17 protein-coding genes and 2 pseudogenes are annotated in these 21,204 nt (G+C 43.6%); 18 read left to right on the top strand and 1 reads right to left on the bottom strand.

Annotated features, from left to right (window positions below):
* Position 1: 1 nt before the first annotated feature.
* From aroA to ypjB, 11 genes and pseudogenes are all read left to right on the top strand, one after another.
* The gene (gene aroA, locus J9317_RS11545; protein ID WP_211558747.1) at positions 2 to 1,285 is read left to right on the top strand and encodes a 3-phosphoshikimate 1-carboxyvinyltransferase; all 1,284 of its coding nucleotides are present in this window, start codon (positions 2 to 4) and stop codon (positions 1,283 to 1,285) included.
* 377 nt (positions 1,286 to 1,662) lie between these two features.
* On the top strand, positions 1,663 to 2,562 hold the full coding sequence (locus J9317_RS11540) for a hypothetical protein (protein WP_211558745.1): 900 nt from the start codon (positions 1,663 to 1,665) through the stop codon (positions 2,560 to 2,562).
* A gap of 15 nt (positions 2,563 to 2,577) precedes the next feature.
* Positions 2,578 to 3,849 carry a tetratricopeptide repeat protein gene (locus J9317_RS11535; RefSeq protein WP_211558743.1) on the top strand — a complete coding sequence of 424 codons (1,272 nt, stop codon included), beginning with the start codon at positions 2,578 to 2,580 and terminating at the stop codon, positions 3,847 to 3,849.
* Between the two features lie 74 nt (positions 3,850 to 3,923).
* Complete coding sequence (locus tag J9317_RS11530; protein WP_211558741.1) at positions 3,924 to 4,463, top strand: ReoY family proteolytic degradation factor; 540 nt, start codon at positions 3,924 to 3,926, stop codon at positions 4,461 to 4,463.
* A gap of 337 nt (positions 4,464 to 4,800) precedes the next feature.
* Positions 4,801 to 10,269 (top strand): annotated as a pseudogene (gene pulA, locus J9317_RS11525) (type I pullulanase); the annotation flags it as partial.
* 112 nt (positions 10,270 to 10,381) lie between these two features.
* A complete protein-coding gene (locus tag J9317_RS11520) occupies positions 10,382 to 10,843 on the top strand; it encodes a DUF2487 family protein (protein ID WP_211558738.1) in 462 nt (153 codons plus the stop codon).
* A 144-nt stretch (positions 10,844 to 10,987) separates the two neighbouring features.
* Positions 10,988 to 11,494: a QcrA and Rieske domain-containing protein gene (locus J9317_RS11515; protein WP_211558736.1), complete on the top strand. Its 507-nt coding sequence runs from the start codon at positions 10,988 to 10,990 to the stop codon at positions 11,492 to 11,494.
* 3 nt (positions 11,495 to 11,497) lie between these two features.
* Entirely contained in the window at positions 11,498 to 12,172 is a 675-nt protein-coding gene (gene qcrB / locus J9317_RS11510; protein ID WP_035408687.1) for a menaquinol-cytochrome c reductase cytochrome b subunit, read from the top strand.
* Positions 12,173 to 12,217: 45 nt separating this feature from the next.
* Entirely contained in the window at positions 12,218 to 12,985 is a 768-nt protein-coding gene (locus J9317_RS11505) for a menaquinol-cytochrome c reductase cytochrome b/c subunit (RefSeq protein ID WP_211558734.1), read from the top strand.
* Positions 12,986 to 13,056: 71 nt separating this feature from the next.
* Positions 13,057 to 13,650, top strand: coding sequence for a lipoprotein heptaprenylglyceryl N-acetyltransferase LhaT (gene lhaT, locus J9317_RS11500; protein WP_211558732.1), 594 nt, complete (start codon positions 13,057 to 13,059; stop codon positions 13,648 to 13,650).
* A gap of 70 nt (positions 13,651 to 13,720) precedes the next feature.
* Positions 13,721 to 14,509 carry a sporulation protein YpjB gene (gene ypjB / locus J9317_RS11495; protein WP_211558730.1) on the top strand — a complete coding sequence of 263 codons (789 nt, stop codon included), beginning with the start codon at positions 13,721 to 13,723 and terminating at the stop codon, positions 14,507 to 14,509.
* A gap of 103 nt (positions 14,510 to 14,612) precedes the next feature.
* On the opposite strand, the pseudogene J9317_RS11490 reads toward ypjB, so the two are convergent.
* Positions 14,613 to 15,481: pseudogene (locus J9317_RS11490) on the bottom strand (YitT family protein).
* Between the two features lie 138 nt (positions 15,482 to 15,619).
* On the opposite strand from J9317_RS11490, the gene J9317_RS11485 reads away from it, so the two are divergent.
* Genes J9317_RS11485 through J9317_RS11455 form a run of 7 tightly spaced genes read left to right on the top strand, consistent with a single transcriptional unit; the run spans position 15,620 to position 21,171 of the window.
* Positions 15,620 to 15,952 carry a nucleotide pyrophosphohydrolase gene (locus J9317_RS11485; RefSeq protein ID WP_211558728.1) on the top strand — a complete coding sequence of 111 codons (333 nt, stop codon included), beginning with the start codon at positions 15,620 to 15,622 and terminating at the stop codon, positions 15,950 to 15,952.
* Between the two features lie 3 nt (positions 15,953 to 15,955).
* A complete protein-coding gene (gene dapB / locus J9317_RS11480) occupies positions 15,956 to 16,756 on the top strand; it encodes a 4-hydroxy-tetrahydrodipicolinate reductase (protein ID WP_211558726.1) in 801 nt (266 codons plus the stop codon).
* Positions 16,757 to 16,769: 13 nt separating this feature from the next.
* Complete coding sequence (gene mgsA, locus J9317_RS11475) at positions 16,770 to 17,180, top strand: methylglyoxal synthase (RefSeq protein ID WP_211558723.1); 411 nt, start codon at positions 16,770 to 16,772, stop codon at positions 17,178 to 17,180.
* 1 nt (position 17,181) lies between these two features.
* Positions 17,182 to 17,862: a bacillithiol biosynthesis deacetylase BshB1 gene (gene bshB1, locus J9317_RS11470; RefSeq protein WP_211558721.1), complete on the top strand. Its 681-nt coding sequence runs from the start codon at positions 17,182 to 17,184 to the stop codon at positions 17,860 to 17,862.
* Positions 17,859 to 18,995: an N-acetyl-alpha-D-glucosaminyl L-malate synthase BshA gene (bshA, locus tag J9317_RS11465; RefSeq protein WP_211558719.1), complete on the top strand. Its 1,137-nt coding sequence runs from the start codon at positions 17,859 to 17,861 to the stop codon at positions 18,993 to 18,995. The genes bshB1 and bshA overlap by 4 nt, the downstream gene beginning before the upstream one ends.
* Before the next feature lie 5 nt (positions 18,996 to 19,000).
* Positions 19,001 to 20,206, top strand: coding sequence for a CCA tRNA nucleotidyltransferase (locus J9317_RS11460; RefSeq protein WP_211558717.1), 1,206 nt, complete (start codon positions 19,001 to 19,003; stop codon positions 20,204 to 20,206).
* Positions 20,182 to 21,171: a biotin--[acetyl-CoA-carboxylase] ligase gene (locus J9317_RS11455; RefSeq protein ID WP_211558715.1), complete on the top strand. Its 990-nt coding sequence runs from the start codon at positions 20,182 to 20,184 to the stop codon at positions 21,169 to 21,171. Before J9317_RS11460 ends, J9317_RS11455 begins: the two co-directional genes overlap by 25 nt.
* Positions 21,172 to 21,204: the final 33 nt, after the last annotated feature.

The following is a 21,204-nucleotide window of genomic DNA, read 5'->3' as shown; positions in this document are numbered from 1 at the left end:
TATGAAGCTTCATTCGAGCAGAGGTTTACAGGGGGAAATTCAGATCCCGGGCGATAAATCAATTTCACACCGTGCAGTTATGTTCGGTTCAGTGGCAGAAGGAAAAACCGTGATTACGAACTTTCTAAACGGGGCGGACTGTTTAAGCACCATTTCCTGTTTTAAAAAAATGGGGGTGGATATAACCGTAGATGGGACAAATGTAGAAGTTATCGGTAAAGGTCTTGATGGGCTTCAGGAACCCGCTGATATCCTCGATGCCGGGAACTCCGGCACGACCACGCGCCTCATTCTCGGGTTGCTTGCCGGTACTCCCTTCCACTCTTGCCTGATCGGTGATGAATCCATCGCCAAACGTCCGATGAGCAGAGTGACAGATCCTCTTAAGCAAATGGGAGCCTCAATTGATGGCAGGGAAAATGGAAACTTTACCCCCATCTCCATTAGAGGAGGCAGCTTAAGCGGCATTTCATATGAATCCAAGGTTGCAAGCGCCCAGGTAAAATCGGCAATTCTTCTTGCCGGCCTCTGCACAAACGGAGAGCGGACAAGTATAACGGAGCCTCATAAATCTAGAGATCATACCGAACGAATGCTGAAGTCATTCGGGGCGGATGTCGAAGAAGACGGCTTAACTGTATCCATTAAAGGCGGACAGAAGCTTAAAGCCGCTCAAATTGAGGTACCTGGTGATATTTCTTCAGCCGCTTTCTTTTTAGCAGCGGGAGCGATTGTGCCGAATAGCAAATTGGTATTAAAAAGAGTGGGCATCAATCCGACCCGTTCAGGAATATTGGATGTTCTTGAAAAAATGGGAGCTGACATCAAGGTAACCGAAGTGGAAACAGCTTCGTTTGAGCCATTGGCGGATCTTGAGATTGAAACATCTGACTTAAGAGGAACGACCATATCCGGAGATCTGATTCCAAAATTAATCGATGAAATTCCAATCATCGCCTTAATGGCCACTCAGGCAGAAGGAAAAACGATTATTAAGGATGCGGAAGAACTGAAGGTAAAAGAAACAAATCGCATTGATACTGTCGTAAATGAATTGAAAAAACTCGGCGCGGATATTGAAGCAACCGAAGATGGCATGATTATCCGCGGAAAAACACCATTAATCGGCGGGGCTGAAGTTTCCAGTCATGGCGATCACCGGATTGGGATGATGCTATCGATTGCAGCTTGTTTAACGGAAAAACCAGTTGAATTGGCTCATGCGGATGCAATTAATGTATCATACCCTCAATTTTTCAATGATTTGGCACGGGTCAATCAATAATGAGGTGGCTGTCCAAAAAGTCCTTCTGAGAGGGATTGTATGGAAATTGAACCCCCCGGGACGCTGTTAGAGCATTCCGGGGGTTGTGTTTTATATAGGTATTTTGAACAATTATGGTTAGGCTGATTGGAGTTGAAGATGCACGGATCCTGCTTAGAGCAGCGGGACAGGTGCGATCAGGCGCTTGCGCCGCGGAGACTCACCGCCCGCCACGCTTACAGCTTGAGCCATCTGAGCGGAAATCAGCCTAAACCAAACTAATTTTAAATACAGGAAGCAGCGTTGAAAACTGCTTTCTGGCTACTCCCTTCTTTATAATCATAATTTTCCTTTTCTCTGCATAGCTTGTCTTAAAAAGGGGCTGCAGGAGGAAAAAGATGGCGTATATTTTAGATCAAGTTACATTGTGGAATGAGGGGAAGATTTGCCGTGTTTCAATAAGTGTAGAAGACAACCGATTCAGGCTGATCAGAGATGACTTAAACCGCAGCATTTATCTCCGAATGAACTTAGAGGAATATATTATGACTCCAGGCCATGTATTTCTCGACACAATGGAAGAAGGGATATCTTTTTCCGCGTATAAAAAGCATATGACAGACCTTCTATTAGCAAAAGGATGCACCGCTATTATTTCTGCTGTTCCTGTTTCAAGGGTGCGTGAATTAAAACAAAAGGTTAAGATGCGGCGGCAGCTTCTGGTTAATTCATCTGCCGACTATTATATCGCCGTCAAATGTCCGTTAAGAGCTCTTACTCCCTCCTTGATCTATGAAGCAAAAAAACATGGAATCGCCATCATGTTTGCTGAAATCAGCTCCGATCTTCCATTTACTCAGTTCAACTGGCAGCAGCTGCGGGATTCTCTTTATTTAAATCCCATCACGATTGTTCCTGTTTGGAAAGGGACGGAACCAAAAGCAGAGAAGCAATGGTACAAATTTATGAAGAAGATTGGCATTCCGGTCCTTCCTCACGCTCTGGCCCCGCTGAAGCCTCTGCCTTCAGCCGATTTGATGAACTTGGGCATCTATCCTGAAAAGGGACTGATCCGGCCTGATGGAGACGTGGATTATAATCTTTATAAAAAAACCGGCTTAAGCGATTCGGTTGAAACGAGACCGCTTCTCGATTATGATAGTCATATTCCAACCATTACAATTCACAGAGGCAGGGTGGTGAAGGCACTGGATCGTATTTATTTTCATCCTGGCAGCGGAGAAGAGAAGAACATTTTGATACGTTCCGCATTTGCCCGCCCCCTGTCGCTTATATAGAAAGGAACATGCCAAATGGCAAACTCTTTAGAAGAAGCAATTAACCTGGTAGAAAACGGAGAAGCGGAAGAAGGATTGAATAAGCTTTCCAGACTTCAGAACAACCTCCATGATGAAGAAAAGTTTCTTCTTGCGGACAAGTATTATGAATGGGGCCTTCCTGACAAAGCCCTGGAATTACTTGCAGATCTTCATCTTTTATATCCTCAGGAAACCGATATATCCCTCTTGATGGCAGAAGCCTACATCGATATGGAACAGGAAGATGAAGCCATCTCCATCCTGGATCAAGTATCAAAGGATGATCCTGCCTATCCTCAGGCTTTGCTCCTTCAAGCAGATTTATATCAGCTGCAGGGGCTCCAGGAGGTTAGTGAAATCAAACTGAAAGAAGCGAAAAAACTTCTTCCTGATGAACCGCTGATTGATTTTGCCCTCGGAGAATTTTATTATCATGGCGGGGATGATAAAACCTCTATTTCTTATTATGAAAAAGCAGCGATTTCTGCCGAAGTTTTTGCAGGAGTTAATATTAACCAGCGATTAGCCGATGCTTTGAGCGGATCAGGTGAATTTGAGGCTGCAATGCCTTATTATGAAAAAACAATCAATGAAAAGATAGAGCCTCATTCTGTTTTCGGCTACGGGCTTGCTGCACTAAGAGCAGGCCAATCAAAAACCGCAATTCAGCAGCTTGAGAATTTAAAAGAGCTGGATCCAGGCTTCTCATCCCTTTACCTTCCGCTCGCAAGGGCTTATGAAGAAGAGGGGATGCTTCAGGAAAGCCAGGAAACGGCTATGGAAGGCATCAGGGAAGATGAATTTAATAAAGACTTATATTTATTTGCTGGGAAAATTTCTTTGAAAAATCAGCAGCCGGATAGGGCAATCCAATTGCTTCGTGAGGCAGCAGCCATCGACCCTGGGCACGCAGAAGCGGTTCTTACGCTAGCCAATATCTATCTTCATCAGGAACAATACCAGGAAATCATTGATTTGCTTACAGAAGTGATGAAATTTGAAGAAGAAGATCCGCAGTATTTTTGGCTTCTTGGCAAAAGCTGCAATGAAACAGAAAATTTTTCACTGGCATTAGACTATTATGATCGCGCATATAAATTTTTTAAAGACCAGACCGATTTCCTTGAAGAGTATGCCCGTTTCCTTTTAGAAGAGGGAAACCGCCAAAAAGCGATGGAATTATTCAGGAAAATTCTATCGCTTGACCCTGCGAATGTCGAAATTGAAGCCTTATTGATGCAATTGGAAGACGAATTAAAACAGTAGTCAGGCAGGATTTTGATTTCAATGTGTTGAAATTTTTAATATAAAGAAATGTTCTTGCAGAGGAGGGAACGATAATGATGACCCCTGTTTCTGTCCACGAGAAGAAGGATTTTATCAGATGGTTTTTGAACCACTACCAGCTTAAGCGGAGAGAATGTGTTTGGATTCTGAATTACCTGATGAGTCATGATGCTTTAATGGAAAGGGTCCATTTTGTAGAACAGGCACAATATTGTCCCCGGGGAATCATCATGTCTACCCATTGCGTGGAAGAGGTTCCTTTCAGATTCTACAAAGAAAATGTCATGACTACAGATGCTGAGAAATCCTTTCATGATATCCGTTTGAATCGCGAAGAAGAGCTTTATATTCAGATCAATTTCAGATCTTCTTACCAATCCCCGCATTACGCGGCCGTAATGGAAGGGAACCCGTTTATGCCGAAACATCTTAATGGCAATGAGAAAGACCGCCTTATTGCCGAGCGGGTCCTTGAGAGCGCCATTCAAAATTACCAAAAGGATAAACTCCTGCAATTGATTGATGAAGCCCTGGACCGGCATGATGAAGATGCTTTTAAGGACTTAACAAACAAACTTAATGCGTTAAAATAAGCTAAAAGTCCTCATAAATTGAGGGCTTTTTTTCTTGCTAATTCCAAAGGTGGTAAAATATTCTTAATTTTCTGCATTGGATTGATTTTATCTCATTAACGTGTAAAAATAATAATGAAACCGCTTGCAAGCGCAAGCGGTTTCATAGACGAAATATAGGGGGAAGGCAATGAAAGGGAAAATCAGGGGGATCATATCATCTTTATTAGCAGTCCTGCTCGTGCTCAGTACATTTATCAGCACGCCTGCGGTATTCGCGCAATCTGATTTGCAAACGGTTGCATTGGAGAGTGCAGGTGCAGATCAGGCTCAGCAGACTTACAGTTTCACCATAAATTATTACAGGTATGATGGAAAGGCTCAAAATTGGGACTTATGGGTTTGGGAAGATGGCAAGGATGGCAAAGAGGTAGATTTTACCGAAGTGACAGATGGATTTGCTCAAGCTAAGGTAGAAGCGTCTTCCAATAAAATCAATGTCATTGCAAGACCTGGAAATTGGACATCTCAGGAAATGACGAGGACCATTCAAATACCCGAAGGCCAAAAAACTTCTGAATCCTGGATGGTCGAAGGAGATCCGGCTGTTTACTCCAGCAAAGAGGAAACAAATGTAGGCGAAAGGCTTACTTCGGCATTAATGGATTCGCTCGACCGAATCATCGTCAGTTCCTCTCATTCCTTAAAAGATGAAGACCTGAATCAGTTTAAACTGGTTGATGAAACGAATGGCAAGGAAATAGCAGCACAAGTAAAAAAAGTGAAAGACAATCAGGTCATGCTGCTAATCGCTGATGCAAGTTCAATTGATGTTAGAAATGCGTATGCAGTTAAGAGCTCTCGTTTTGGAACGGGAAAAGTAATCGTTAGAAAAGCGCTGGACGATAAAAAATTCTATTATAGCGGAAACGATTTGGGAGCTTCATACACTGCCGGAAACACTGCTTTCAAGGTGTGGGCACCAACAGCTAAAAAAGTCAGTCTTGTTCTTTTTGACACCCAGGGTACATATACAGAACAGGGAACAGTCAATCAGCACTCCGATGGTAAAGAAACAGTCATGGACAGAGCGGACAATGGTGTGTGGTCTGCTGTGGCACCTAGTGATCTAAAGGGTAAATTTTATATGTACAAAACCGAATTTGCTGATGGAAAAATAAACTATGCAGTCGATCCATACGCAAAAGCAGTCAGCGCCAATGGCCAAAGATCGGCTATTGTAAGTCTTGATGAAACTGATCCATCCAATTGGAAGCCGATGGACAAGCCAGAGGTAACTACCCCAGCTGATGCATCTTTATACGAGCTTCATGTCAGAGATTTTTCCATAGGCAAAGATTCTGGCATTAAAAATAAAGGGAAATTTAAAGCATTTACAGAGACTGGAACGAAAAACAGCAAAGGGGGTCAGACTGGAATTGATCATCTGGAAAATCTAGGCGTAACTTACGTACACTTGCTCCCTTCTTATGATTTTAAAACGGTAAATGAATTGAAGGCAGATGATCCCGCTTCGAGTGATCCGAAATTTAACTGGGGCTATGATCCTCAAAATTTTAATGTACCGGAGGGCTCTTACTCAACTGATCCATCCAATCCAAAAACCAGGATTCTCGAGTTTAAAGAAATGGTCCAGGCTATGCACAATAAAGGAATCAGAGTCGTTATGGATGTCGTATACAACCATACCTTTGAAATTGAAAACGGTCCTTTCAACAAAATTGTGCCAGGCTATTTTTACAGAACCAATGACAATGGGACCTACACAAATGGAAGCGGAACCGGTAATGAGGTAGCATCGGAAAGACCGATGGTCAGAAAGTATATTAAGGATTCCGTTAAATATTGGGCGGAAGAATACGGGGTAGACGGCTTCCGGTTTGACTTAATGGGTCTTATCGATGTCAATACAATGGAACAGCTGACTAAAGAGCTGAAAGAGCAAGTGGATCCGACGATGCTCGTTTACGGGGAACCATGGCAGGCAGGGGGATCGCCGCTTGCTGAAAGTCTCCAAACTACAAAAGGTGCCCAAAAGGACCGGGGGTTCGCGGTCTTTAATGATAATATCCGCGGAGCGATCAAAGGCGGAAGTGATGACGCGTCAAAAGGATTTGCTACTGGTGAAAAAGGCAAAGAAGAAGCAATCGTTACAGGAGTAAAAGGTTCCATCACAGATTTTACGAATTCACCAATTGAATCCATCAACTATGTTACCGCCCACGATAATTTGAATATGTGGGATAAAATCATTAAGACACAAGGACTTGAGGAAAAAGAAGGCTTTGTCAATATGAAAGACGGGAAGCTTCAAGGTGAAGATGCGGCCGCATATAAAACGGTAGAAGAAGCAATAGCAGCTGCAACACCGCATCATGCAGTCAGCAAAGAGGATGAGCTTTCTAACGAGACCGTAAAGCGGTCCCTGCTTGCAAACGGAATAGCCATTACCTCTCAAGGCATCCCGTTCATCCATGCGGGAGACGAAATGCTCAGAACGAAGTATGGAGACCATAACAGCTATAAAAGCCCCGATGCGATCAATCAAATAAATTGGAATGATGTGTCGGATTTCGATCAGGTTAATACGTATTATCAAGGATTATATAAACTGCGGAATAGTCATCCAGCATTCAAATTGACAGATAAACAGCAGGTAGAAGCGAATGTTGAAATTCTGCAAAAGCAGGATAACGTGGTTTCCTACAAGCTGAAAAACCATGCCAACGGTGATAAGTGGAAAAATATATTAGTCATTTACAATGCGAATACAGAAGCTAAAAAAGTGGCGCTGCCTTCTGCTCCTTCAGGGTGGAAAGCGGTTGTTAACCATAAACAGTCAGGTACAAGCGTTATTGAGCAAATAAATGGAACAGAGGCCAATGTTCAGCCGCTTTCCATGATGGTCTTATATGATGAAGAAAGAACAGATTCATTGACTCCATCCTCGCTTGCAATCAATACTGGCAATTTGTATATGGATATGAATGAATCACGTATGCTGCAGGCGCAAGTAAAGGATCAGTTTGGCGGGTATATGACAAACCAGCCGTTAACCTGGTCCAGTGCGGATGAAGCAATCGTTCAGACGAATTCACGCGGTAAACTAACAGCTAAAAAGACAGGGAAAACTGAAATAACTGCATCAAGCGGCTCTCTTAAGAAGTCCATTACCGTAACGGTAGCTGACCTGCAGCCGGCATCTATTGAACTGCAAGGAAAAGATTCAGTTTATGAATCGAATTCTATTCAGCTTCAAAGCACGGTAAAGAATCAATTTGGTCAGGTAATGGGAGAAAAAGCGCCAATTGAATGGACGACCTCCAATCCGAAGGTAGCTTCTGTTTCCTCCTCGGGTGAAGTTACCGGGCTAAGTGCAGGGAAAGCAGTAATTACAGCTAAAACCGGCTCGGTTTCAGCACAGAAGCAGATAGAAGTTAAGAAATATGTTCAGAGATTCGTAGAATTTACGTATAAGAGAGCGGATAACCAATATGATGGCTGGAACATCTGGACATGGCAAACAGGTGTTGAGGACGGAGAGAAGCGTTTCTCAAAGGTTACAGAAAACGGAGCGGTAGCGAAGTTCCCAATCGGACCGGATACAACAAAAATTGGTTTTGTATTAAGGAAGGGAACGGACTGGGCTGAAAAAGATGCCTATGGACAGGATCGATATATCGAAGCGGATTTGTCTCAATCTGTTACGAAAGTTACGGTAACGAGCGGCGTCGGTGCATTTGAAACGGTTCCTCCTGTGAAAGGTCCGATTCTTGCAAATGGAAAACTCACCTTCATCTACAGGGATCAGGAGCTCTATGAAACAGGTGCTCAAGATCAAATAGAACGTGTACAGGTGAAAATAAACGGCAATCCGTCGGTAATGGCGTATGACGAAAAGAACCAGTATTTCACTTATACATTAGAGGACCTTAAAGAAGGAAACTATGAATATAGTTTTCTTGTGACAAAGAATGGCCAAACAACTGAAATCAGCGATCCTTATAATACCGATGAAAACGGTAAATCGATGATTAAGTACGTAGTCCCAAAAATAAAGGTTACAGCATCTGCTTATCCAAAGAAAATATCGTCTAGAGAAAATGCGGTCATTGCAGTAGCTGCCGAAACTGGAGAAGATGTTAAAGTAACGGGAATGACTATTGATTTGCGTGCCATCGGAGGTTCTGAGAATACTCCAATAGATCCGGCTCTTAACGAAATCAGTGTTTCCGTTAAAGACAGCATAACAGCCGGAGTGAAAAAATTGCCGATAACCGTAAAAGATCAATACGGCAACACCCATAAAGGACAGGCACTGCTTGAAGTGAAACCGATTCAAGTATCAGGTTCAGGCAAAGATCAGTTCGACTGGGATGAAGCAAGGATTTACTTTATGCTGACAGACCGTTTCTACGACGGAGACCCATCCAACAATGATCCGAATAAAGAAAACTATGATAAGAAGCATCCTGAAACTTATCATGGCGGTGATCTTGCCGGGATTACAAAGAAGCTTGATTACCTGGAGGATATGGGGATCAATACAATCTGGATCACACCAATTGTCGACAATGTGGACTGGAATATCCGCTCGGGCAAAGAGGGAGCTCAATATGCATACCACGGATATTGGGCAAAGGATTTCACTAAGCTTGATGAACACTTGGGGGACATGAAGACTTTCCAAAAGCTGATTGATAAAGCACATGACAAAGGAATGAAAATTATGGTGGATGTAGTGCTGAATCACGGCGGCTATGGTTTGAAGGATGGCGGCCAGAAGAATATCAGCAATTATCCAACAATTGAAGATTCGCTTCGTTTTAAAGACATGTTCAGGGATGGAGGAACAGATGTAATCAAAGGCGAACTGGCGGGACTCCCGGATTTTAAAACGGAGGACGCAGCTGTGAGAAATCAAGTGATAAAGTGGCAGACAGACTGGCTGGAAAGAGCAAAAACGAAACGGGGAGACACGATTGATTACTTCCGTGTCGATACCGTTAAGCACGTGGATAAGACGACCTGGAGTGCTTTCAAAAATGAGCTGACAAAAATTAAACCTGATTTCAAACTTATCGGAGAGAATTTTGGAGCAAGTGCCGATAATGCTGGCGGCTATCTGAACAGCGGCCAAATGGATTCCTTGCTTGACTTTGGTTTTAAAACAGATGCCGCTTCGTTTATACAAGGAAAGATTGATGAAACGGAAGCGAATCTTGAAAAACGCAACAAGATGATTAATAACACAGCGGTACTTGGGCAATTCTTAAGCAGCCATGATGAGGATGGCTTCCTGATTACCCATGCAAATGGTGATGTTTCGAAGCAAAAAATTGCGGCATCTCTTCAAATTACGGCAAAAGGACAGCCAGTCATCTATTACGGAGAAGAAATAGGACTATCCGGTAAACACGGCGGGGATTTTGATAAAGGCGAATTCAATGAAAACCGCTATGATATGGCATGGAATAAAGTTAGCGGGAATGATTTAACCGTTCATTACGCCAAGCTTCTTCAAACGAGAAAGCATTATTCCAAAGTCTTTTCAAAAGGAAGCAGGGAAAAAGTTTCCGGCAGCAATAAAGACGGCTATCTCGTATTCTCAAGAAAATATGAGGGGCAGGAGCTGCTAGTAGGAATCAATACGACCAATCAGATAAAAGAGGTCACCCTGAATATGAGCGATAAAAATTTCCCATCTGTAAAGGACTTGTACTCCAATAAGGATTATAAGAAAACGGCAGATGGAAAAGTAACGATTAAAATCCCGCCTAGGTCTGAAGGAGGTACGGTAATTTTAACGAAATGGAAGTAATTAAAATTTTCTAAAAATATTGCTGAAAATCGTGTAATATATAGACAATGGAGCATGTCTCCATTGTCTTATTTCTTTTCAATGTTTCTTAAAGGGGGTGTACACCATTAAATGGGCTGCCAATGATGCGCTGGCTTTAGAAAAAGAAAAGCAATACATAGACACACTCGTTGTTCCGCTAATACCAGCGGGTTCCGCCCCGTCGCTGATGGAGAATATCCAGGCAGGTGAATTTGCCATGCTGCTGTCTGAAGAGCTGGAAAGGCAGCTTAGAGGCAGAATCATGCTAAGTCCTCCATTTACTTATCTGCCTCGTGAAGCAGATGCTTTAACAAGGCTGCTGGAGTGGAAAAAGGATGCTGAGGCTGACTTTGGGCACATTTTCTTTTTAACAACAGATTCCAGCTGGAAGACAAAAGGAGGGGAGCTTCAGAATCATTTGATTTGGATTCCTTCCATACCGCTTCAGAATCTGGATCGTGAAGTTACAGGCCAATTGCTGGAGAGTCATTTGGAGCAAATTATGAACATTTTATTACAATTTTGGAATTGTAAATGAAAACCCTGTCATTATACTTTTTTCCATAAAAGGATGATATTGACCGGTTTAAAAGATTGATATATCATTAGAATGTCCTAGTACTATAAATTTTTATAACCTTGCATCCAGACTTCATCTATAGGGGATAGAAGGGGGAAAAAAATGAGCGAGAGAAAACATGGGGTATCAAGAAGGCAGTTCCTTAACTATACGCTCACAGGTGTAGGCGGATTCATGGCCGCAGGAATGATCATGCCGATGGTCCGCTTTGCCCTTGACCCTGTTCTGCGGCCCGTTGCAGGCCAGGATTTAGTTCAAGTGGTAAAAGTGGATGAAATTACAGCCGAACCAAAACGATTCAATTTTAAGATCAAGCAGGTCGATGCCTGGCACAAATCCGATGAACCGCGTTCTGCCTGGGTTTACAAGGATGATAAAGGAGATATCGTTGCCTTATCCCCTGTCTGCAAACACTTAGGCTGCACGGTCAGCTGGAACGGGGATCCTGAGAACAAAAATCAGTTCTTCTGCCCATGCCATTACGGACGTTATGAAAAAGATGGCAAAAACGTACCGGGTACACCTCCGCTGGCTCCTTTGGACGTATTTGAACAGCAGGTCAAAGACGGCTACTTGTTTCTCGGTAAAGCCAAGAAGAAAGGAGCGTAGCAGATGCTGAATAAAATTTACGACTGGGTGGATGAGCGTCTGGATATTACTCCTTTATGGCGGGATATTGCCGACCATGAAGTACCTGAACACGTCAACCCTGCCCATCATTTTTCTGCTTTTGTTTATTGCTTTGGAGGTCTGACCTTTTTCGTTACGGTCATTCAGGTATTATCCGGAATGTTCCTGACCATGTATTATGTTCCAGATATCAAAAATGCCTGGGAATCTGTCTACTATCTGCAGAATGAAGTTGCGTTCGGACAAATCGTCAGAGGGATGCACCATTGGGGTGCCAGTCTTGTCATTGTTATGATGTTTCTTCATACACTGCGGGTGTTTTTCCAGGGTGCCTATAAAAAACCGCGGGAATTGAACTGGATTGTTGGCGTACTGATCTTTTTCGTTATGCTCGGTCTTGGGTTTACCGGTTATTTGCTGCCCTGGGATATGAAAGCGCTTTTCGCAACAAAAGTAGGGCTTCAGATTGCAGAGGCCACACCTTTTATCGGGACTCAGGTAAAGGTGCTCCTCTCCGGCCATCCAGAAATCGTCGGTGCACAGACGCTGACAAGATTTTTTGCGATTCATGTATTCTTCCTTCCGGCCGCATTATTCGGTCTGATGGCTGCCCATTTTCTGATGATCAGAAAGCAGGGAATTTCCGGACCGCTGTAAGAAAGCACGAAATACTGCAGAACCATCTAAAAAGGAGGGGGATTCATGCATCGCGGAAAAGGCATGAAGTTCGTCGGGGATTCTCGTGTTCCTGCCGTAAGAAAACCGAACATTCCGAAAGATTATTCGGAATTTCCAGGGAAAACAGAAGCATTTTGGCCCAATTTTCTTTTGAAGGAATGGCTGGTGGGAGCGGTCTTTTTAATCGGATTTCTCTGCTTAACAGTGGCCCATCCTTCACCGCTTGAACGGGTGGCGGATCCGACTGATACAGGATACATTCCGCTTCCTGACTGGTATTTCCTTTTTCTCTATCAGCTCTTGAAGTATACGTACGCCTCAGGTCCTTACACGGTGCTCGGTGCAATGATTATGCCGGGAATTGCGGCTGGAGCCTTAATTCTTGCACCGTTCCTCGATCCAGGTCCTGAGCGCCGTCCTGCTAAGAGACCAGTAACTGTAGGGATGATGCTTCTTGCGACAGCGGCGATTATTTTCCTGACATGGCAGTCGGTTTCAACAACGAATTGGGAAAAGGTGGCTCAGCAGGGGAAAATTCAGGCTGAAGCCAAAATCGATAAGAACTCAGAAGGATACAAGGTATTCCAGGAACAGACTTGCGTTTCTTGCCATGGAGATAACCTTCAGGGGGGCGCTGCAGGACCTTCATTGGTCGACAACGGACTGAAGCCTGAAGAAATTGCGAAAATAGCGAAAGAGGGACAAGGCGGGATGCCTGCAGGCGTATTTAAAGGAACGGATGAGGAATTAAAGGTTCTTTCAGAATTCGTCTCAAAAGTTTCATCCAAGTAAAAAGCTGACAATCTGTCAGCTTTTTTATATGATGAGAATGGTGAAATTTAATAGAAATGAGAGCTGTTCACATGAAGACGATATATTATGTATTAGCCGGGAAGCCTTTTTTATTTTTATTATTTGCTGTCAACCTGCTTGGTACGCTGTATGGATACTATTGGTATACAGGGCAGCTGGTGATCACGGCTCCGCAATTTCTGATCTTTGTTCCGGATAGTCCGACGGCAAGTCTGTTCTTTACAATCGTTATCCTGTACTATCTTTTCGGGAAAAGGTCTCCTCTGATGGAGGCGCTGGCGGTTGTCACCCTTTTTAAATATGGAATTTGGGCCACAGTGATGAATTTGCTTTTGCTGATCACCACAGGAGAACTGGAACCAACCGGCTACATGCTGATGGCTTCGCATACGGCGATGGCGATTCAGGGTCTGCTTTACATTCCGTTTTACCGCTTTAAGCTGAGGCACCTTATCATAGCTGCTGTCTGGACGCTGCATAACGATGTCATTGATTATGTGTTCGGACAAATGCCGATTTATTATTCTTTGATGGATTATTTGCCGGCAATTGGTTATTTTACTTTCTGGCTGAGCATCCTTTCACTCGGGATCGCTTACTTGTTTGTGATAAAAGAAAAAAGATTGAAGCTTGATATCCTTTAAAGCTAATTCCCAGTGGTCTAATCTTGTCCCTCCTTACATATTTTTTACTAGATGATTTGGGGGGACAAACATGAAAAGATGGGTAGTATGCTTGACGATCCTGCTTCTCCTTTTCTCCAGCACAGAAGCAAAAGGCGAAGAGACGGATAGATGGAAAAGCTTATCTGAGACCTCTTACAGCGCCTTTCAGCTGGCTAAGCAGGGAAGGACCGCTGAGGCTTTGCAGGTGCTTAAATATTTTGCCAAACAGTTTGAAAAAAGTCCGGAGGCCAGGCAGGCTGTATCCGGCCAGACGGTAAGAACGATTTCTGCTGTTCATGGTAAAGCGATGGAAACGCTCGAGAATCAGCAGGAAGACCAGGAATCAAAAATGAGGGCTGTCACCCAGTTTCATATGGTAGTGGATGCAGCATTCACAGAAAATGAGCCGCTCTGGAGTTCTATGGAAGCGAGCATGATGACCTCTTTCAATCATTTAAAAAAGGATGCTGAAATCGGGGAAGCTACATCATTTGAACAGGATTGGAACGAATTTCTTGCTTTATACGAAACGATTTATCCCTCTGTTTCCGTAGATGTCCCTCCCAAACAAGTAAGAAAAGTTGAGGCGCTCATATCGTCAGTCGGAGAGGAATTAATGGAAAACGGGACTGAAGAAGAGCGGATCAGCCAGCTCACATCTATGGAAACCGAATTTAAAAACCTATTTGACCGCGTTAAGGATGACGAAGCCGATCCTTCTCTGATCTGGGTGATCATTACGACCGGAGGAATGATTATCCTGACACTTACGTATGCGGGCTGGAGAAAATTCAGAGGTGAAAAGGAAAAACAGGTAGAGAGAGAGAGGGACAGGTAAACAGAAAAGGAAGGCAGCCGAGCCGGCTTGCTTTCCTTTTTTTCTTGATTCATTCCTTTATATTGATTTTGAATAGCGGGAATTTTGCCTAAGCCACTCTCTATTATTTGTGAATCGGATTCTTTTCGCTGTCGAGTGTGAACCCTTCTCCGAGCACGTCATGAACATCCGTTACAGCCACAAAGGCATGCGGATCGACAGATGTGATGACCTGCTTGAGCCGGACGATTTCATTCTTGTCCACAACACAGTATAATACATCCATAGCGTTGCCTGAGTAAGAGCCCTGTCCCTTAAGAATGGTAACCCCCGGTCCATTTCTTCTAAAATCCTTCTGGAAATCTGCTGATTTTTAGAAGATATGATGGTTGCGCCTTTAGCGCCATATGCTCCGTCCTGCATAAAGTCGATGACCCGGGCGCCGACGAAGACGGCGACAAGCGTATACATGGCTCTTTTTAAATCCAGGTACGTTAAAAGAGATACTCCGATAACGCATACATCAAAAAGGAACATCGTTTTACCCATGCTGATTCCTTTGTACTTCTGTACAAGGCGTGCAATGATATCCACTCCGCCGGTCGTACCTCCATATCGAAAAATAATACCAAGACCAACCCCGATAAATACGCCGGCAAACAGCGAGACGAGCAGAAGGTCGTCAGAGAGATGCAGATCAAGCTGATACCTTTGAAAAATCCATAGGAATACGGATAAGCTCACAGTTCCAATTATTGTGTAGATAAAAGAAACCCTTCCAAGCTGCTTCCATCCAATGAAAAATAGCGGAATATTCAATACTAGATTTGAGATGGATGGATCAATCGTAAAAATGAAGTAAAGCAGAAGTGTAATTCCTGTAAATCCTCCTTCAGCCAATTCGTTCTGCATGTTAAAATGAACTAGCCCAAAGGCAAAAATGGCAGAACCGAGCAGGATGAAGAAGATATTGCGAATTTTCAATCCGTTCAAAGTAAATCAGCTCCCAAATAGCTTATGATGGCGATAATATTATAGTTCACCAGCGGCAAAACGGCAAATCAGTCTGAATTTGCGCCCCAGATGATATAATTGGAAAAAGATGAATACATAAAGAAAGCGGGAGTCCTTATGAAAGAAAAAACGATGAACGACATACAAAAAGAAGTAGATGAATACATCGGCCAATTCAAAGAAGGCTACTTCAGTCCCCTTGCTATGACTGCAAGGCTTACGGAGGAACTGGGGGAGCTTGCCCGTGAAATCAATCACCGCTTTGGAGAAAAGCCGAAGAAGTCCACTGAAGCGGATAAAGCGATTGAAGAAGAGCTGGGAGACGTCCTGTTTGTGCTGGTTTGCATGGCTAATTCCCTGAATATCGATTTAGCAGAAGCGCATGATTTGGTAATGAAAAAATTTACAGTCCGTGACCGTGACCGCTGGACAAAAAAAGAGGAGCTTTGAAAAATGGATTCCATTAAAATTGTAGTAGCAGGACCGCGGGGAAGAATGGGGAAAGAAGCTGTTGTTTTAGCAGAAGAAACCTCTCATTTTGAATTGGCGGGAGTATTGGACCGTAAAAACGGAGGAAAAAAATTAAGCGAGATCGGAGAAGGGTTTACTAGCGATGCCCTCATTTACACTGATTTGAAAGAATGTTTGTTCGAAACCAACGCGGATGTGCTGATTGATCTTACAACACCTGAAACCGGGATGCTTCATGCGAGAACAGCCCTTGAAATGGGTGTCAGACCTGTGGTGGGGACAACCGGCTTTACTGAGGAGAACTTAAATGAGCTGAAAGAGCTGGCTGAATCAAACAGGCTCGGTGTCATTATTGCGCCTAATTTTGCCGTAGGTGCAGTGCTGATGATGAAATTTTCACAAATGGCTGCTAAATACTTCCCTGATATCGAAATCATTGAACAGCATCATGACCAGAAGCTCGATGCTCCATCCGGTACAGGTGTGAAGACAGCCGAGATGATTTCTGCGGTAAGGGAAGAGAAAAAGCAGGGCCATCCGAATGAAAAAGAGACGCTTGAAGGTGCGAGAGGTGCTTCATATAAAGGCATCAGAATTCATAGTGTACGGCTGCCCGGTCTAGTTGCCCATCAAGAGGTTTTATTCGGCGGAGAAGGTCAGACTCTGAAAATCAGACATGATTCATACGACCGGAAATCTTTCATGTCAGGTGTCAAACTTTCATGCGAAGAAGTGATGAAGCTCGATACACTCGTTTACGGTCTTGAAAATATCATTGAATAGTGAGGGATAGCTGATGAAACTTGCACTGATTGCCCATGATAAAAAGAAGAATGATATCGTTCAATTTTCAACCGCCTATAAAAGTATTTTAGAAGAACATGAGCTGTTTGCTACTGGGACGACTGGCTTGCGCATCATGGAAGCGACTGGTTTATCCATTACAAGATGCCAGTCCGGCCCGCTTGGCGGAGATCAGGAAATCGGAGCAATGATTGCCAGAAATGAAATGGATATTGTTATCTTCTTCAGGGATCCCTTAACTGCACAGCCTCATGAACCGGACGTTTCAGCTCTTATTCGGCTGTGTGACGTTTATGCAATCCCGCTTGCAACTAATATGGGAACAGCAGAAATTTTGATTCATGGCCTGAACAGGGGAGATCTGACGTGGAGAAAGGTTATTCATCAGCGAGAAGGAGAGTAATATGAGTCTTGAGAAATTAGATATTTTGGCATTTGGCCCACATCCGGGAGATGTTGAGTACGGGATGGGCGGAACGCTTGCGAGATATGCAAACAAACAAATTAGAACCGGTATTTGTGATTTAACTGAAGCAGAACTTTCTTCAAATGGAGCTGTAGCTGAACGGAAAAAAGAAGCGACTGCCGCGTCGAAGGTTCTCGGGGTGAAAAAGAGGATCTTTCTGGATTTGCCTGACCGCGGATTGTTTATAACGCCTTCCTATGTGGACCGTCTCATTTCTGTTATTAGAAAATACAGGCCGGATGTTGTTTATTGTCCTGCAGGGGATCCGGAAAATCCAGATCTTGAAAGCTGTGCAAATCTTGTAAAAGAAGCAATATACTCTGCAGGAATTCATAAATATGAAGACAGTTTCCTCCTGCCTGCTCACACTGTAAACCGTATTTATCAATATGTAACGGCCCCGTTTCAAAAACCGGATATGATTATCGATATTTCCGGTACAATCAGCAGAAAAGAAGAAAGTTTAAGAGCCTATGAGAGCTGCAGTAATCATACATACATTGATCCCGCATTTAATCGGGAGCAGCTTGCAGGAAAAGCAGCAGGACTGGCCTTCGCAGAAGGCTTTATAAGTCCTATTCCAATCGAAATGAATGAATTGCCAGGTGAGAATAAATGAAAAATAAACTAAAAATCGGCATTACCTGTTACCCATCAGTAGGGGGTTCGGGAGTTGTTGCAACTGAACTTGGAAAGCTATTGGCTGAAAAAGGACATGAGATCCACTTTATTACCTCAAGCATCCCATTCAGACTGAATAAAGTGTACAGCAACATTTACTTTCACGGAGTAGAAGTAAATCAGTATTCTGTTTTTAAAAACCCTCCATATGATCTTGCTCTTTCAAGCAAAATGGCAGAAGTCGCCGAAAGGGAGAAACTGGATATATTGCACGTCCATTATGCCATCCCTCACGCTATATGCGCCTTTTTGGCAAAACAAATGACAGGTGATCATTTAAAAATCGTAACTACTCTTCATGGAACGGATATCACCGTGCTGGGATCGGATCCATCTATGGCTCAGCTGATCCGCTTTGGAATTGAAGCATCTGACCGGGTAACAGCTGTGTCAAATGCACTCGTTCAGCAAACCTATGACCTTATTGCACCCAACAAGCATATCGAAACCGTTTACAATTTTATTGATGACCGGGTTTATTATAAAAAAGATGCAGCTTATTTAAAGAAGGATTACAAAATAAAAGATCATGAACGTGTCATGATCCATGTATCGAATTTCAGACAAGTCAAAAGGGTCAAAGATGTAATTAAAACCTTTGCCCTTATTGCAGACAAAGTTGCTTCGAAGCTGCTTCTTGTTGGAGACGGACCGGAAATGTCAGGTGTCTGTGACCTGGTTCAATCAATGGGATTGAGGGAAAAGGTTCTGTTTTTAGGAAAACAGGAAAATGTGGATGAACTGTATTCGATCAGTGATATTAAACTGCTTATGTCTGAGAAAGAAAGCTTCGGATTGGTTCTTTTAGAAGCGATGGCCTGCGGGGTCCCATGTATCGGAACGAATATCGGAGGAATTCCGGAGGTTATTTCAGATGGCGAAAATGGATACATTGTTGAAGTTGGGGACATTGAAACGGCCGCAGAGAAAGCAGTGGCTTTATTAAGCAGCCGGGACCTGCACAGCAGGTTTTCAGAGCAGGCAATGACAGCAGCAAGGGAAATTTTTAAAACCGATCAGATTGTGGAGCAATATGAGGATCTTTATTACGGATTGCTTCAAGGAGATTGAACCAAATGAAAAGGGAATTTTTACATGCTTTGCCGATTATTCATGCTCTTGAAAAGGAAGGATATGAGGCTTATTTTGTCGGGGGATCAGTCCGGGACCTTTTGCTTGGCAGGGAGATCCATGATGTGGATATCGCCACCTCTGCACCGCCGGAAAAAGTCCAGGCAGTTTTTTCAAAAACGGCAGATGTTGGAGCAGCACACGGAACCATTATTGTCATGTATGACGGGGAGCCCTATGAAGTCACGACATTCCGGACAGAATCAGGATATGAGGATTTTCGAAGACCGGAGACGGTTCGATTCGTTACATCATTAAAAGAGGATCTTAAACGCAGGGATTTCACCATGAATGCGATGGCAATGGACAAGGACGGAAATTTGCATGATTATTTTGATGGGCAAAGTGCCATTCGTGAAAAGAAAATAAAAACGGTTGGAAGACCGGAAGACAGATATACTGAAGATGCGCTAAGGATGCTGAGAGCGTTGCGCTTTTCAAGCCAGCTGGACTTTGAAATCACTTTGGATTCTTTGGAGGCAATTAAGCGTCTCGCAAGCTTGATGAAACATATTTCAGTTGAGCGGAAATTAACGGAGTTTGATAAGCTTCTTAAAGGAAAGGCTGCGTCTTCGGCTTTATATCTGCTTCAAAGCAGCGGATTGATTGATTATATGCCAGGCTTAGCAAAGGGAATGCACGGCTGGGATTCTTTTGTATCAAGAACGCTCCCAGCTTCACTTGGATTATCGGAAAGGTGGGCATTGCTCCTTTTTGACCTTGAGGCGGATAAGCCAAAGGAATTTCTAAAGAAATGGAAAATGCCCTCCAAAAGAATACAGCAAATCCATTCTATTTATTTGTTTCTCCTTAAAAGACTGGAAAAACAGTGGACGGATGTGATGCTGTATGAAGCGGGTGCAAAAACCATTTGCCTAACGGAGGCAATCTGTGAGTCCCAGCCTGATTGGATTGTGAAAACCGGAGTTGAAAAGGCGGCAGCAGACTACAATCGGCTTCCGATCCACTCCAGAGCGGATTTGAATACTAATGGGAATGAGCTCGTACAGACAGCCGGCAAAGAACCTGGACCGTGGGTAGCAGAAGCGCTGCATGCTATTGAACTGGAAGTGCTTGAAGGGCGGCTTCACAACTCCAGAAACGATATTGAGAGGTGGTTTCTCCGTTGGAGCAATCAAACAGGAATGTAAAGCTAAGGCTATTAGAGGCTTTTGCGGAATCGGATCAAGAGTACGTTTCAGGGCAAAAAATCAGTGAAGTCCTTGGGTGTTCCAGGACAGCTGTGTGGAAGCATATCGAAACGCTTAGAAAAGAAGGCTATGAAGTGGAAGCGGTCAGAAGGATGGGATACCGTCTCATTAAAAAACCTGAAGCATTGAGTGCAGTTGAAATTCAGTCTTCGCTGCGCACCTCGTTTATCGGACAGGCCGTACATTACGAAAAATCGGTTCCCTCTACACAGAAAATCGCACACCAGCTTGCGGGTGAGGGTGCATCTGAGGGGACCATCGTCATTGCTGATGAGCAGACAGAGGGCAGGGGCCGGCTTGCTAGGGTATGGCACTCCCCTATAAATACAGGGATTTGGATGAGCTGTATACTAAAGCCTAAAATCCCGCTCAGCCAAACCCCGCAGCTTACTCTTCTTACTGCGGTAGCCATCGTACAGGCCATCGAGGAAACAACAGGAATTCAGCCTTCGATAAAATGGCCGAATGATATTTTGATCAACGGGAAGAAAGCTGTCGGGATCTTAACAGAACTGCAGGCTGAAGCAGATTCCGTTCATTCTGTCATCATCGGTATGGGTATTAATGTTAATCAGCAGGACACCGATTTTCCGGAAGCGCTGAAAAGGATTGCCACTTCCTTAAAACTCGAAGCGGGGATTGACATTTCCAGAACTGCTCTCATTCAAGCGATTTTGTATAATCTCGAGCAGCTTTATAAAACTTACCTGGCGGCAGGCTTTCGTCCGGTCAAACTTCTATGGGAATCGTATGCGGTCAGCCTGGGGCGTGAAATAATAGCCAGAACCCTGCAGGGAACCATTTATGGAAAGGCGCTCGGAATTAACGATGAAGGCGTTCTTCTGCTGGAGACAGCAGATGGTGCTGTGGAAAAAATATATTCTGCTGATATAGAATTGTCCTAAAGCAAAATTAATTGATAATTTATGCTGTTTTGT

It is taken from the genome of Metabacillus flavus, assembly GCF_018283675.1.
In the GTDB taxonomy this organism is placed as follows: Bacteria; Bacillota; Bacilli; order Bacillales; family Bacillaceae; genus Metabacillus_B; species Metabacillus_B flavus.
The sequence above is the reverse complement of the archived record's forward strand: the minus strand, read 5'-3'. Positions and strand labels throughout refer to the sequence as shown.